This is a genomic window from Parvibaculum sp. (genome assembly GCF_035511255.1).
Lineage (GTDB): Bacteria > Pseudomonadota > Alphaproteobacteria > Parvibaculales > Parvibaculaceae > Parvibaculum.
Map to the genome: position 1 here is coordinate 1 of NZ_DATKFR010000137.1, position 12,134 is coordinate 12,134.

At 64.2% G+C, this 12,134-nt stretch carries 17 protein-coding genes and 1 pseudogene; all 18 read right to left on the reverse strand.

What is annotated here, in order from left to right; translation table 11 throughout:
- Window positions 1-294, reverse strand: a 294-nt coding sequence (locus tag VMR03_RS04575; protein WP_325402724.1) for a hypothetical protein, incomplete at its 3' end; no start/stop codon positions are given.
- 74 nt (window positions 295-368) lie between these two features.
- Window positions 369-1,019, reverse strand: a complete 651-nt coding sequence (locus VMR03_RS04580) for a UdgX family uracil-DNA binding protein (RefSeq protein WP_325402726.1) — start codon at window positions 1,017-1,019, stop codon at window positions 369-371.
- Window positions 997-1,164, reverse strand: coding sequence for a hypothetical protein (locus VMR03_RS04585; RefSeq protein ID WP_325402728.1), 168 nt, complete (start codon window positions 1,162-1,164; stop codon window positions 997-999). Before VMR03_RS04585 ends, VMR03_RS04580 begins: the two co-directional genes overlap by 23 nt.
- A 69-nt stretch (window positions 1,165-1,233) precedes the next feature.
- Window positions 1,234-1,848: a DedA family protein gene (locus VMR03_RS04590; RefSeq protein WP_325402730.1), complete on the reverse strand. Its 615-nt coding sequence runs from the start codon at window positions 1,846-1,848 to the stop codon at window positions 1,234-1,236.
- A 14-nt stretch (window positions 1,849-1,862) separates the two neighbouring features.
- Window positions 1,863-2,486, reverse strand: coding sequence for a glutathione S-transferase (locus tag VMR03_RS04595; protein WP_325402732.1), 624 nt, complete (start codon window positions 2,484-2,486; stop codon window positions 1,863-1,865).
- On the reverse strand, window positions 2,483-3,418 hold the full coding sequence (locus VMR03_RS04600) for an alpha/beta hydrolase (protein WP_325402734.1): 936 nt from the start codon (window positions 3,416-3,418) through the stop codon (window positions 2,483-2,485). The genes VMR03_RS04595 and VMR03_RS04600 overlap by 4 nt, the downstream gene beginning before the upstream one ends.
- A gap of 95 nt (window positions 3,419-3,513) precedes the next feature.
- Window positions 3,514-4,740 carry a TCR/Tet family MFS transporter gene (locus VMR03_RS04605; RefSeq protein WP_325402736.1) on the reverse strand — a complete coding sequence of 409 codons (1,227 nt, stop codon included), beginning with the start codon at window positions 4,738-4,740 and terminating at the stop codon, window positions 3,514-3,516.
- A gap of 46 nt (window positions 4,741-4,786) precedes the next feature.
- The gene (locus tag VMR03_RS04610) at window positions 4,787-5,227 is read right to left on the reverse strand and encodes a VOC family protein (RefSeq protein WP_325402738.1); all 441 of its coding nucleotides are present in this window, start codon (window positions 5,225-5,227) and stop codon (window positions 4,787-4,789) included.
- 12 nt (window positions 5,228-5,239) lie between these two features.
- Window positions 5,240-5,746 carry an SRPBCC domain-containing protein gene (locus VMR03_RS04615; RefSeq protein WP_325402740.1) on the reverse strand — a complete coding sequence of 169 codons (507 nt, stop codon included), beginning with the start codon at window positions 5,744-5,746 and terminating at the stop codon, window positions 5,240-5,242.
- Window positions 5,743-6,123, reverse strand: coding sequence for a metalloregulator ArsR/SmtB family transcription factor (locus VMR03_RS04620; RefSeq protein WP_325402742.1), 381 nt, complete (start codon window positions 6,121-6,123; stop codon window positions 5,743-5,745). The genes VMR03_RS04615 and VMR03_RS04620 overlap by 4 nt, the downstream gene beginning before the upstream one ends.
- Window positions 6,124-6,261: 138 nt before the next feature.
- A complete protein-coding gene (locus VMR03_RS04625) occupies window positions 6,262-6,465 on the reverse strand; it encodes a cold-shock protein (protein ID WP_325402744.1) in 204 nt (67 codons plus the stop codon).
- A gap of 274 nt (window positions 6,466-6,739) precedes the next feature.
- Window positions 6,740-6,979, reverse strand: a complete 240-nt coding sequence (locus tag VMR03_RS04630) for an AMP nucleosidase (RefSeq protein WP_325402746.1) — start codon at window positions 6,977-6,979, stop codon at window positions 6,740-6,742.
- Window positions 6,980-7,087: 108 nt separating this feature from the next.
- Entirely contained in the window at window positions 7,088-8,185 is a 1,098-nt protein-coding gene (locus tag VMR03_RS04635) for a nickel/cobalt transporter (protein WP_325402748.1), read from the reverse strand.
- Window positions 8,186-8,190: 5 nt separating this feature from the next.
- Window positions 8,191-8,862, reverse strand: coding sequence for a DUF1007 family protein (locus VMR03_RS04640; protein WP_325402750.1), 672 nt, complete (start codon window positions 8,860-8,862; stop codon window positions 8,191-8,193).
- Window positions 8,859-9,167, reverse strand: a complete 309-nt coding sequence (locus VMR03_RS04645; protein ID WP_325402752.1) for a hypothetical protein — start codon at window positions 9,165-9,167, stop codon at window positions 8,859-8,861. The genes VMR03_RS04640 and VMR03_RS04645 overlap by 4 nt, the downstream gene beginning before the upstream one ends.
- Before the next feature lie 196 nt (window positions 9,168-9,363).
- Window positions 9,364-10,503, reverse strand: a complete 1,140-nt coding sequence (locus VMR03_RS04650) for an acyl-CoA dehydrogenase family protein (RefSeq protein ID WP_325402754.1) — start codon at window positions 10,501-10,503, stop codon at window positions 9,364-9,366.
- A gap of 80 nt (window positions 10,504-10,583) precedes the next feature.
- Window positions 10,584-11,771, reverse strand: coding sequence for an acyl-CoA dehydrogenase family protein (locus VMR03_RS04655; RefSeq protein ID WP_325402756.1), 1,188 nt, complete (start codon window positions 11,769-11,771; stop codon window positions 10,584-10,586).
- Between the two features lie 119 nt (window positions 11,772-11,890).
- Window positions 11,891-12,134: pseudogene (locus VMR03_RS04660) on the reverse strand (nuclear transport factor 2 family protein); the annotation flags it as partial.

Here is a 12,134-nt window from a genome sequence, read left to right on the forward strand (position 1 = left end):
CAGGCCCGAAGGAAGGGGCAGGCTGCCCACATCCGTTTCAGCGGCGATGGCCGGTGGCGTCGCTCCGAGAGGAACACCGGTCCGATTGTGATCGGTGGTCTGAAGCTGCGCGACCTTGATCGTGTCCTCGGCGCTCCGCCAGACGAAGCGCGGACGGCGGCCATGCTCGTCGCCATGCACCGCCATGAAGACGATCACGGCGCAGCAAAGCGCGAAGAGGAGACGCCCGACGACGCCGATCTCTTGCCTGCGGGCAGGGCGTTCGTGCGGGGTTATGTCCGGGGATACGATCATCGAACATAGATTTGCCGCTCCGGCACCGGGCGGCAAATCATGGTTTTGTTACAATGTCCCCGCGCCTGATCCGGTTATCCGGATGTGAGGATAGTTGCCGCGCGTTTGAGGTCGCCGACGAAGTCCCGGTATTTCGCGTGCCGGTCGGCGTCGTCGCGGTTGCGCAGAAGCGACGACGGATGAACGGTGACCAGCACTGTCCCGCCATCGTCGAGCGTCCTCGCCTCGCCGCGCATTTTGGCGATCGTAACGGCCCTCCCGAACAGACTGCGCGCCGCCGTCGCCCCCAATGCCACCACGAGCGACGGCTTGACGATCTGGCGTTCGAGATCGAGCCACCATCGGCACCGCTCGATTTCATGGGCGTTGGGCCGCTTGTGCAGACGTCTCTTGCCGCGCGGCTCGAACTTGAAATGTTTGACGGCGTTGGTGACGAAGACGCGATCGCGGTCGATCCCGGCTTCGACGATGGCGCGGTCGAGCAACCGGCCGGCAGGCCCGACGAAAGGACGCCCGGCGACGTCTTCCTGATCGCCGGGTTGCTCGCCCACCATCATCATCGCCGCCCGCGCCGGACCTTTGCCGGGCACGGCTTGCGTGGCGTCGCGGTAGAGCGGGCACCGCCGACAGTTTTCCTCCGCCGCCGACAGGCCTTTCAGCGACGAAATCCGCGCCGCATCCTTGCCGCCAGAGGTCGGAGGGCTATTTGCGCTTTTTCGGGGCATCGGGCTCGACATTCCCGGCGCCCGCGCGCGTCCCGCCGAAGCGGTCGGCGCCCTTGGCGTCCGGCGCGCCCGGCTTCTTGTGGTTGCCGGTGTTCTGCTCGCCGTCGGTGTGCTTGACGGTTTCTTCGGTGTGAGGCTGCTTCACGGAACGCTCCTTCTCTGTTTCCGTAAAAACGCCTGTGATGGCGGCGGGTTTCGCAGGGATCGAAAGGGATCATGCCTTGCGGCGATAGGTCCAGACGATCCAGGCGAGACCGGCCAGTCCCAGAAACGCGGCAAGGACCGCGTAGGGGACCCAGCCTTCCTCGCGTTCGAAGAACTGCCAGACGGAATTTGCAACGATCCCCGGGACGAGGAGCGCTGGCCCCCAGATCAGCGCGGAAAGCACATTGGCGAGCCAGAAGCGCTTCGGCGGCATCTCCATCATGCCGGCGATGAGGGGAATGACGGCGCGCACCGGCCCGAAAAAACGGCCGATGAAGACGCTCTCGGCCCCGTGACGTTCGAAGAAGCGGTGGCCGCTCGCCAGCAGTTCCGGCCGCGACCGGAAGGGCCACATGCCGGGGATCAGATGGCCGAAGCGAAGCCCGATCCAGTAGGAGATGCCGTCGCCGAGCGTCGCGCCAAGAATGCCCCCGGCGAGAAGAGGGACGATCGGAACGACGCCTTCGGGCACCAGCGTTCCGGCGGCGATCATGATCGCCGTGCCCGGAACGACGAGGCTCAGAAAGGCAAAGGACTCGCCGAAGGCGACGAGAAAGATGATCGGGCCGGTCCATTCGGAATGCTGGCGAATGAACCCCACGATCTCGTGGACATATTGCTCCATCGGCGCGCCGTCGCTCAGGCGAAGGCGTAGGGGCCACCGCGTTCCAGCGCGCGCCGGTAGGCGGGCCGCGCCTGAAGACGCTCGACGAGGTCGAGGAGGTTCGGGTAGTCGGCGAGGAGACCGCGCGCTTTTGCGGCTTCGAGCACGAAGGAGTTCATGATGTCGGCGCCGCTCAAGTCGTCGCCCATCAGATAACCACCTTTCTCGACTTCATCATTCATGTAGGAAAGATGATTGGCGATCTCGCCGAAGATGCGCGGATGGAGTGGCGCGCCCGCGTCGCCGAGCCGCCCGACATAAAGCGCGAGCAGCATCGGCAGCATCGCCGAGCCTTCCGCGAAATGCAGCCATTGCAGATAGCGCACGTAATCCTCGCTATCTTCCTTCGGCATCAGCCGGCCCTGGCCATGCGTGCGCAGCAGATATTCGACGATGGCGCCGGACTCCGCGACGGTGACGCCGTCATCCGTGATGACTGGAGATTTGCCGAGCGGGTGGATCGCCTTCAGTTCCGGCGGCGCGAGATTGGTCACGGCGTCGCGCTGATAGAAGACGATCTCGTAAGGCAGACCGAGTTCTTCGAGCAGCCAGAGAATGCGCTGCGAACGCGAATTGTTGAGATGGTGGACCGTGATCATGAAGCCTTCTCCAATGCCGGGCCGGATTCCGAAGCGTTGCGCAGATGCACATGGACGAAGGCGACGATCTCGTCGATGGCTCTGCGGCTTTCAGGCAGCAAGTCGGCCAGCAGGTGCCAGACATGCGGTACTTTCGGCCAGACCCCGATCGTGACGGGCACCGCCGCCGCGCGCATCTTGTCGGCCATGCGCACGGAATCGTCGAGTAACATTTCCGTGTCCCCCACATGGAAGAGCGTCGGCGGAAGACCGGCGACGTCGCCATAGAGCGGCGAGATGTAGGGGTTGTGCGCGTCGGCGCCCGGGCAATAGCGCGGCTCGACGGTGTGCATCATCTCCTCGACGAAAAGGGCGTCGCGCTTGGCGTTGCTGACGCGTGAACCGCCCGTGGCCGCGAGATCCGTCGCGGGCGAAAGGCAGACGAGCGCAGCGGGAAGAGGTACGCCTTCCGCTTTCAGTCTGAGCGCGAGTGCCAGGGCGAGGTTGCCGCCGGCGCTGTCGCCGCCGACGACGATCCGCGACGCAGGCACCGTCTCGAGCAGCGCGCGATAGGCGGCCACGCAATCGTCGAGGCCGGCGGGAAAGACATGCTCCGGCGCGAGGCGATAGTCGACCGCATGGATCGCCATGCCTGTCTGCGCGGCAAGACGCCGCGTCAGCGGCCGGTGCGTGCGCGGCGATCCGCCGACCCAGCCGCCGCCATGGATATAGAAAAAGGCGCCGTCGGTTTCGGCGCCCGTCACGGTCAGCCTTTCCGTCGGTACGCCGCCGAGGTCGATCTGCTGCGCGGTGATGTCGGCCGGGAGTTTCGAATTCATCGGCTCCTGCGCGAGCATGATCGGCCGGAGCGTCATGACGTCAGGCGCTTTCCTGAAGCGGCGTTTCACCTGGAAACGGAGCAGGTAGTTGATGAAAAAGAGCTGGATGCTCATGCGTAAATCTCCCGGTCTGCCCTGGATGTTGTCTTTGTTGCGGGGGCTCCCCGATGCAAGCGGGAGGGATGCTGCCTGTCAAGGAAAGAAGCAGATCAGGCGGGCTTCGCCGCCTTAAGCCGGATGATGCGCAGCAGGAGGAGCGCCGCGACGACGTCGAGGAGGCCAGCCGCCAAATAGGCGGCGCCCGGAAAATAGACGGGGGCGCCCGGCGCGGTGAAATAGCCGAAAAGCTGCGTCATCAGGAACGGGCTCGCGATCGCGGTGATGCTCGATACGCTGGCGATGCCGCCCTGGAGTTCGCCTTGCGTGTTCGACGGAACAACGCCCGCCATCAGCCCCTGGATCGACGGAAAGGCGATGCCCGAAAGCGCGCCCGGCAGCATGAAGATGTAGACGACCCATCCATAAGGCGCGAAGGCGTAGCCGAAGAAGGCGAGCGCCGACAGGCTGAGCCCGGCATAGGCGGCCTGGCGTTCGCCGATGCGCGGCACGATCACGCGAATGAGCCCGCCCTGCACGACCGCCATCAGCAGACCGACCGCGCCGAGCGAGTAGCCGATCTCGCGCGGGCTCCACTGGAATTTTTCTGTGCTGTAAAAGCTCCAGATCGTGGGCAGGCTGTTATGCGCCAGATAATGAACGAAGAGCACGCCGATGAGCCCGAGCACGACCGGATAGGTCCGCAGATGCGCCAGCGCGCCGACCGGGTTCGCCCGCGACCACGCGAAAGCCCGCCGGTTCGATTTCGGCAGCGTCTCCGGCAAAATGAAATAGCCGTAGATCATGTTGAGAAGGGCGAGCGCCGCCGCGGCGAAGAAGGGTGCGCGCACGCCGAATTCGCCGAGCAGTCCGCCGATCACCGGGCCGACGACGAAGCCGACGCCGAAGGCCGCGCCCATCAGTCCGAAATTCTTGGCGCGGTCCTCCGGCGCGCTGACGTCGGCGACGAAGGCGTAAGCCGGCGTGAAGGTCGCGCCGGTGATGCCGGCGACGAACCGTCCGACGAACAGCCAAGCGAGCGTCGGCGCAAAGCCCATCAGCGCATAATCGGCGGAGAAGGCAAGGAGCGCGAGAAGAAGCACCGGCCGGCGGCCGAAGCGATCGCTGAGACTGCCCATGATCGGCGCGCAGAAAAATTGCGTCAGCGCGTAAACGACGGCGAGCCATCCCCCGTAAATCGCGGCGGTCGACATGGTGCCGCCGCTCAACTCGACGATGAGTTGCGGCAGGACGGGCATGACGATGCCGAAGCCGATCGAGTCGATGAGGACGGTGACGAAAATGAACGCCATCGCCCGCCCGTGCCGCGCCGAAGTCATGCCGCCTCTCCCCGTTCATTTCTCGCAGTCTAGCGCGGCACCCGGATCAATCGTAAAGGGCTTGGGCGCGGCGCTGCATTTCCTCGGGTGAAACGTCCTCGATATGCTGCGAGACGCTCCAGCGATAGCCGAAGGGATCGACGACCTGCCCGTTGCGTTCGCCGTAGAACTGATCGGCGACGGGCCGCGTCACTTTCGCGCCGGCGGCGACCGCGCGTTCCATCGCGGCATCCGCATCCTCGACGGAGATGGTGAGCATGACCGGCGACCCACCCAGCGTCGTCGGGCTGAAAACCTCCATCGGCGGATACTCGTCGGAGATCATGATCGTGGTTTCGCCGATGGTGAATTCGGCATGCCCGATCGTGCCGTCAGGCGAAAGGATGCGCGCGCCTTTTTCGACGGCGCCAAATGCCGTCTTGTAGAACGCGATCGCATCGGCGGCGGGTTTGGCGCAGAGATAGATCAGGACGTTTTTTGCGGCCATGGTTTTCCTCCCTCAGGTTTTGCGTTCCGCTTCGGCCTTGAAGCGGGTGAGCAGATCGCCCCACCATCCGGCCTTGAAGAGCCCGAAGGCGCGGCCCGAGAGGCGGTGCCGGGCCGGATGCGCGAGCGGCAGCGCCTCCCAGCCGCGATGTTCGATCGTCACGCGTGTGCCCACGCCGGTCGCCTCGAAGAGAATCTCGACCTGCGTGATTTCGCCGGGCGAAAAATTCGGCAGCCGCCAGTCGAAAACGAGCCGCTTGCCCGGCTCCCAGACTTTTATGCGCCCGACCTCGAAAATGTCGCCGGCCTCCTCGTCGTAGATTTCGAGAAACCGTCCGCCGACGCCCGGCTCGAAGCGCATCAGCCCCGCCCAGGGTGCGCGAAAGCGGTTGCGCGGTCCGCGTGCCCACCAGTCGTCGACGTCGGCAGTGAAGACATCGAAAGCCGTCGCCGGATCGACGGCGATCTCGATCGAGACGAGGGCGGTCTCCTCGCTGCGCGTCACGGGCGCCCTGCTCACGGCCGTCTCTTCCGGCCGGCCGGCGCTTTCTTGCGGCGTCCCGCCTTGCTCTCGACATGGACTTTGAAGGCATCGAGCTGGCCTGCCCAGAAACCGCGCACCTCGTCGAGCCAGCCTTGCAGATCCGTGAAGGGTTCCGGTCGCAGACGGTAGAGGCGGACGCGGGCGTCCCCTCCGATGCGGTCCTCCTCGATCAGCCCACTTTCGCGCAGCACGCGCAGATGCCGGCTCATGGCGGGTGCGCTGATCGGAAAGGCGTCCACCAGTTCGCCGGCGCGGCAGGGGCGGCTGCGCAGCATGTCGATCACCCGCCGCCGTGTGGGATCGGCAAGCGCGACGAGCGTTGCATCAAGGGAGCCTTCCGCCGAGACCGGCATCCGCCAACCACCATATATTTAACCTATGTGCTAAATATTAGCGTTGAGGTTAAATATCGTCAAGCGAGCCGGGCCCTGAAAAGCAAAATGGCCGGGCGCAAGGCCCGGCCACTGATTTTTGCAAAATCCGAAACGGAATTACGCAACCGCGAGGTTCGCGGCCGACGTCTTGCCCTTTTCGGTGACCAGCTCATAGTTGATCTTCTGACCTTCATTGAGCGTGCTGAGGCCGGCGCGCTCCACGGCGCTGATGTGCACGAACACATCGCGACCGCCATCCGACGGCTGAATGAAGCCGTAGCCCTTTTGAGCGTTGAACCACTTCACAGTACCAGTAGCCATTTGGGTCTCCTTGCGCACTTGCGTGCGGTAATAACCACGCTCCCATCGCGCGGCTGATGACAACCTGATTTTTGGAAGTGTCTTGAAAGGCCCGTAGGGCAAGTCAGCCAAGGCAGGCCAAAATGTCGATTGCACCGTCAAGCAGACAAGATTAGCCCGGCCAAGTCAACACGTTTGGCCCGGTCTAAAACGTGTGAGCGGCTCATGTGGCCGCTCACAAGTCTTTGCTTATGTACAGAAATCGGACGAATGTGCGCAGCCTCAAGGAGGCAGTTTACTTCTCGGCGCCCTTGCGGACGAAGGTGACGGCGTAGAAGGCTTCGCCGTCGAAAAGGTCTTTCGGCGCGCCCATACCTTCGATCATCTGGAAGCGGCGCTGCACGATCTGGCCTTCCATGCGATAGCCCTTCTCGCTCATGTTCCGGCGATGGAATTCCATGGCGGCGGGGGTGAACTCGCGGGCCAGCACGGTGATGCGTTCGGGCAATTCGCTGGATTTTGTCTCGTCGGCCATACCGGTCTCGTCGTCCTCTGGAAATTCACGCGATGGCGCGAGGCCTTGGCGACGCGCGGGCGCAGTATGGGGCGGGGCATCCGGCTTGTCGAGTAGCGGAGCGAATGCTCAGAAAAGAGGCTGTGCCGGCGCGACGAACGAGCCCGCGAGCAGGAAGAGCCCCATCAGCAGGATGAAGAGCCCGCCGCCGAGTTCGAGCCCGCGTTCGATACGCCGCGTCCAGGGATTGTCGGTCCGGGCGGCGATCCTGAGCGCGATGTTCTTGGAAAACACAGTCAGGACGGCGAGCGTCGAAACGGTGATCGCGGTCCCGATCGACATCGCGAAGGCCGACAGCACGCCGATCGAGAAGGTCTCCTGCGCCAGCGCGAAGAGAAGGACCAGCACGGCGCCGGTGCAGGGCCGAAGCCCCACCGCGAGGATCATCGCGGCGATGCCGCGCCAGCCGGTATTCGCGCCGATCTCCTGCGGCGTCGGCAAATGAACGTGCCCGTGATGCCCATGCCCGTCGTGCCCGTGCGCGTCATGATCGTGATGATGGTCGCGGCCGTGATCGTCATGCGTGTGAGAATGCGGCGCGTGATCGTGAGCGTGAACGCGGGTTCGTCCGCGTTTCACGGCGCGCCAGACAAGCCATGCGCCGAGGCCGGTCACCAGCACGAAGCTCGCCTGCTCGATGAAGGGCACCGCGCCGGCCACGCTGCGCCGCGTGAGTCCGAGAACGACAGCCAGAAGTCCCACGGCGACGATGGCCGTCACCGCCTGCATGAAGGACGACAAAAAGGCGATCAACACGCCGCGCTTCACCTCGCGTTCGTCGGCGAGCAGATAGGAGGTCACGACCACCTTGCCATGGCCGGGACCGACGGCATGGAAGATGCCGTAGGCGAAGGAAAGCGAAACGAGCGTCCATGCGGCGGCGATCGAGTGCTCGTTGGCGAGGGAGCGCAAGGCGCTCGCCAGTCCGCGATAATAGCCCTGCTGCACGGTCATGGCGTAGACGAGGGGTGCGGTGACGAAGTGCCAGGTGCCCGGCTGTGTCTCTTCGGAAGCGCTCGGCGGCTGCGCGAGCGGAGAGGAGGGCGCCGCGGCGTCGCCCGCGCCCGGCATGCCGAAAGGCTGCGCGGCAAAGGCCGTCCGCGACATGCCGGAAAGCAGCGTGAGCATCAGCGCGCACGCGACGACGAACGGCAGCCATCGGCGCATGTCTTTCATCCCTTGCAGATCAGCGTTGCCGTCGAAGCAAAATTCTTCCCCAGGCCGGCATTTTTTGTGCCCGTGAAGGCGCTTTCCGGCAGGCTGGTCCAGATTTTCTCGGCGTTCGGAATCTTGAGCGTGGTCGTGCAGCCGTCATGCACGCCCGACACCATGCGGATAGGATCGGTCTTCACATAGTCGATGGCGATGTAGAAGCTCGGATCGTAGATGCGGAACTGCACCGGCGCGGCCGACGTCGCCGCGACGGGCGTCGCGAGCGGCACGGTGAAGATCATCGTGAAGCGGCCGAGCTTCTTGTCGTAGGTGGCGCCGGCGCTCTTCGCGGTCAGGAACTTCACCGGCTTGCCGTTGGCCGTCACTTCGGTGAAGTAGTTCCAGTCCTTGAGGTTCACCAGATTGACGTCGACGAGCTTCTCGAGATCGGAGGTCGCATAGCCGCCATCCGGCGTCTTCTTGAAATCCTCGACCGCGAAGGCGGAATAGAATTCATCGAAGGTCCAGGTGACGGTGAGCGCGGCCAACTGCTTCTGGTCGTTGAAGGCGAGGTCCGTCGTCATGTCGATCCAGACATGCGGATGCGCGGAGGCCGGCGTCAGGCTGGCGCTCCAAAGAAAAAGCGCGATGCCGAGGCATCGCGCTTTTGCGGAAAAAAGTGGGAATCTCAATTGCTGGGACGCAGATAATAGCCCGTGCCCTGCCAGTTCATGTCGCGCGAGGGCGTCTGCTGCGAACTGGAGTTATTGAAACGTCGCGACGCCGGATCGAAGGGATCGGTCCCATCCGAGCTCGTTCCCGTCGAGAAACTGAAGCCGCTCGTGGTGTCGCTCGCATTCGACACGCCCCGATCGGTGAACTTCGCCGCGTTGGCTCCGTCGGTCTGCACCTGATAGGTCGTGTAGGCGAAGGATGGCGTGGCGGTCACGACAAGGCCTGCGGCACCCGCCAAAGCGGCAAGAGCGATCTTGCGCATGTTTCACACTCCGAATCTGAGCTGTTCCCGCACGGGAACTCTTGGCCCAAGCACATACCGGCCGGCGCAGACTGTCAAGGAAACCAATATTAAATTTAGGAAGGTCCGCGAATTCCGGCCGCTATAACGCCGTTCGCCGCCACATTCCGGTCACAATCCGGCGCCGCCAGCCCGGACAGGCTGGCGGCGTCCGGTATCAGAAACCTTCCAGCGCGGCGTAGCGGTCGCGGTGGAAGTTGCCGTCGCCGAAGGTTGCGGCGGCGACGCGGGCCCGCTTCATGTAGAGACCGACGTCGAACTGGTCGGTCATGCCCATGCCGCCATGCATCTGCAGGCCCTCGTTGGTGACGACGCGGGCCGTGTCGGAAAGCCGCGCCTTGGCGAGGCTCGCCGCCTGCGGAATGTCGTTCCGCCGCGTCTCGAGCGCGGAAAGCGCGTCGAGCACCACGGACCGGCAGAGTTCGATTTCGGCGAACATGTCGGCCGCGCGGTGCTTCAGAGCCTGGAACGAGCCGATCGGCACGCCGAACTGCTTGCGCTCCTTGAGATAGGCGACCGTCTGGTCGAAGACGGCCTGCACGAGGCCCAGCATCTCGGCCGAAAGCCCGATGCGGGCGATGTCGAGCACCTGTTCGAGGACGTCGGTGCCGCCGTCGATCGAACCGAGTACGTCGTCCGTCGAGACGCCGACATTGTCGAAGGTGATGTTCGCGGCGTTGCGGCTGTCGACCATCTGCGTGCGCGTGATCGAAACGCCCTTCGCCTTCGCATCGACGAGGAAGAGCGTGATGCCCGACCGATCGTCGTCCTTGCCGGAGGTCCGCGCCGCGACGATCAGCCGGTCGGCCACATGGCCGTCGAGCACGAAGGTCTTCCGGCCGTTGATGCGATAGGTCGCGCCTTCGGGCGTCGCGTGTGTTGCGATACGCGTCGGGTTGTGGTGCGCGCCTTCCTCCAGCGCGAGCGCCATGATCTGCTCGCCGGCGGCGATTGCGGAGAGAATGTCCTGGCGCTGCGTCGCGCTGCCGGCAAGCTGCACGGCGGAGCCGCAGAGCAGCACCGTCGAGACCAGCGGGCTCGCGGCGAGCGTCCGGCCCGCCTGTTCGAGCACCAGCCCGAGGCCGACGGGGCCGAAATCGGTGCCGCCATATTTCTCCGAAATCAGGATGCCCGCAAAGCCGAGATCGGCCATTTCTTTCCAGACGCCGCGATCGAAGCCGGCAGGATCTTTCGTGTCCCGGAGTTTGCGCAGGTTCGCGACGGGAACGCGCTCCTGAAAGAACTGCGTTGCCGTGTCGCGAAGAAGCTGTTGCTCCTCGGTGAGAACCAGTGCCATCGAAGTCTACTCTTCTGATTATTGTTGAAACGGAGAGGGGGCCTTATGACGCCGGCCCCGCCTTCTCAGTCCGCCTGCCCTCAGTCGGGGAGGCCGAGCACGCGCTTGGCCACCACGTTGAGCTGCACTTCCGACGTGCCGCCCTCGATGGAATTGCCCTTGGAACGCAGCCATGAACGGGTGACGCCAATTTCCTCCGGGGTGAAGCCTTCGCCTTCCCAGCCGAGCCCCTGCGTACCCATGATTTCGAGCATCAGCTCGTAGCGGCGCTTGTTGAGCTCTGTGCCGTAATATTTGAAGATCGATGACGCGGCGCCTGTGCCGACGCCGGCCTTTGCCTCTTCAGCCGTACGCTGCAGCGTCAGCGCGAAGGCCTTGCCGTCCATCTTCTGCTGAGCGACGTGCTCGCGCAGACCCTGCGAGGCGATGCGGCCATTCGCTTCGCCGAAATAATCCTTCGCCAGCGATTCGAGGCTCGCCGAACTGCCGACGCCGGAGCCGAGCCCCATGCCCGAGATCATGTCGCGCTCGTGCTGGAGCAGGCGCTTGGCGATCGTCCAGCCCTTGTTCAATTCGCCGACGAGATTCTTCTTCGGCACCTTCACGTCGGTGAAGAAGGTTTCGCAGAAGGGCGATGCGCCGGAGATCATGCTGATGGGCCGTGCCTCGACGCCGGGCGTCGTCATGTCGAAGAGAATGAAGCTGATGCCGTCATGCTTCTTCGTTGCGTCGGTGCGCACGAGGCAGAAGATCCAGTCGGCCTTGTCGGCATAGGAGGTCCAGATCTTCTGGCCGTTGACGAGATAATGGTCGCCCTTGTCCTCGCACTTCGTCTGCAGGCCGGCGAGGTCCGAGCCCGCGCCCGGCTCCGAATAGCCCTGGCACCAGCGGATTTCGCCACGCACGATCGGCGGAATGTGCTCGCGCTTCTGTTCCTCGTTGGCGAATTCGAGCAGCGCCGGCCCGAGCATCCAGAGGCCGAAGCTCGCCAGCGGCACGCGCGCCTTGATGCGGCGCATTTCCTGCCCGAGAACGAGGCTCTCTTCCTTGGTCAGTCCGCCGCCGCCATATTCCTTGGGCCAGGTCGGTGCGGTCCAGCCGCGGCTCGCCATGCGGTCGAGCCAGAGCTTCTGGTCGGGATTCTTCCAGACGAAATTGCGACCGCCCCAGGGCATGTCGTCTTCGCCCGACGGCGTGCGCATGGAGGCGGGGCAGTTCGCCTCCAGCCATTCGCGTGTTTCTTGCCGGAACTTCTCGATCGGTTCCATTGACGTTTCCTCGATACGATTTGATTGATGTCTGGGTGACAGAATATCAGCGATGCCGCGCGAGGCAATTGACAAAGGTGAGGCGCCGGATTTGCTGGCGTTAACCTTTTGCCGCGTATTTACGGCCGTAGATAAGTTTTGACCTCGGGTCGCTCGCGGAGCTGCCGCGCCCAGCGCCGCAGCACGCCGACGAGCCGCGGCTCCTCGACGCCGAGCTGTGCCATGGCGACACCGCCATTGACGCTTTCGCGATAGTCCGCGATGAGCCCGTCCCTGAGTTCGAAACGGCTCATGCCGTCGATCACGACCTCCTTGCCCGCATAGGCAGGAACGGTCGAGACGAATTTCGACAGCGACCAGGCG

Bases quoted from the DNA above. Each gene is read 5' to 3' on its own strand.
- VMR03_RS04590 (WP_325402730.1), bottom strand. From the start codon at position 1,848: ATGGAGCAATATGTCCACGAGATCGTGGGGTTCATTCGCCAGCATTCC.
- VMR03_RS04580 (WP_325402726.1), bottom strand. From the start codon at position 1,019: ATGCCCCGAAAAAGCGCAAATAGCCCTCCGACCTCTGGCGGCAAGGAT.
- VMR03_RS04625 (WP_325402744.1), bottom strand. From the start codon at position 6,465: ATGGCTACTGGTACTGTGAAGTGGTTCAACGCTCAAAAGGGCTACGGC.
- VMR03_RS04605 (WP_325402736.1), bottom strand. From the start codon at position 4,740: ATGACTTCGGCGCGGCACGGGCGGGCGATGGCGTTCATTTTCGTCACC.
- VMR03_RS04650 (WP_325402754.1), bottom strand. From the start codon at position 10,503: ATGGCACTGGTTCTCACCGAGGAGCAACAGCTTCTTCGCGACACGGCA.
- VMR03_RS04655 (WP_325402756.1), bottom strand. From the start codon at position 11,771: ATGGAACCGATCGAGAAGTTCCGGCAAGAAACACGCGAATGGCTGGAG.
- VMR03_RS04610 (WP_325402738.1), bottom strand. From the start codon at position 5,227: ATGGCCGCAAAAAACGTCCTGATCTATCTCTGCGCCAAACCCGCCGCC.
- VMR03_RS04600 (WP_325402734.1), bottom strand. From the start codon at position 3,418: ATGAGCATCCAGCTCTTTTTCATCAACTACCTGCTCCGTTTCCAGGTG.
- VMR03_RS04645 (WP_325402752.1), bottom strand. From the start codon at position 9,167: ATGCGCAAGATCGCTCTTGCCGCTTTGGCGGGTGCCGCAGGCCTTGTC.
- VMR03_RS04620 (WP_325402742.1), bottom strand. From the start codon at position 6,123: ATGCCGGTCTCGGCGGAAGGCTCCCTTGATGCAACGCTCGTCGCGCTT.
- VMR03_RS04595 (WP_325402732.1), bottom strand. From the start codon at position 2,486: ATGATCACGGTCCACCATCTCAACAATTCGCGTTCGCAGCGCATTCTC.
- VMR03_RS04630 (WP_325402746.1), bottom strand. From the start codon at position 6,979: ATGGCCGACGAGACAAAATCCAGCGAATTGCCCGAACGCATCACCGTG.
- VMR03_RS04635 (WP_325402748.1), bottom strand. From the start codon at position 8,185: ATGCGCCGATGGCTGCCGTTCGTCGTCGCGTGCGCGCTGATGCTCACG.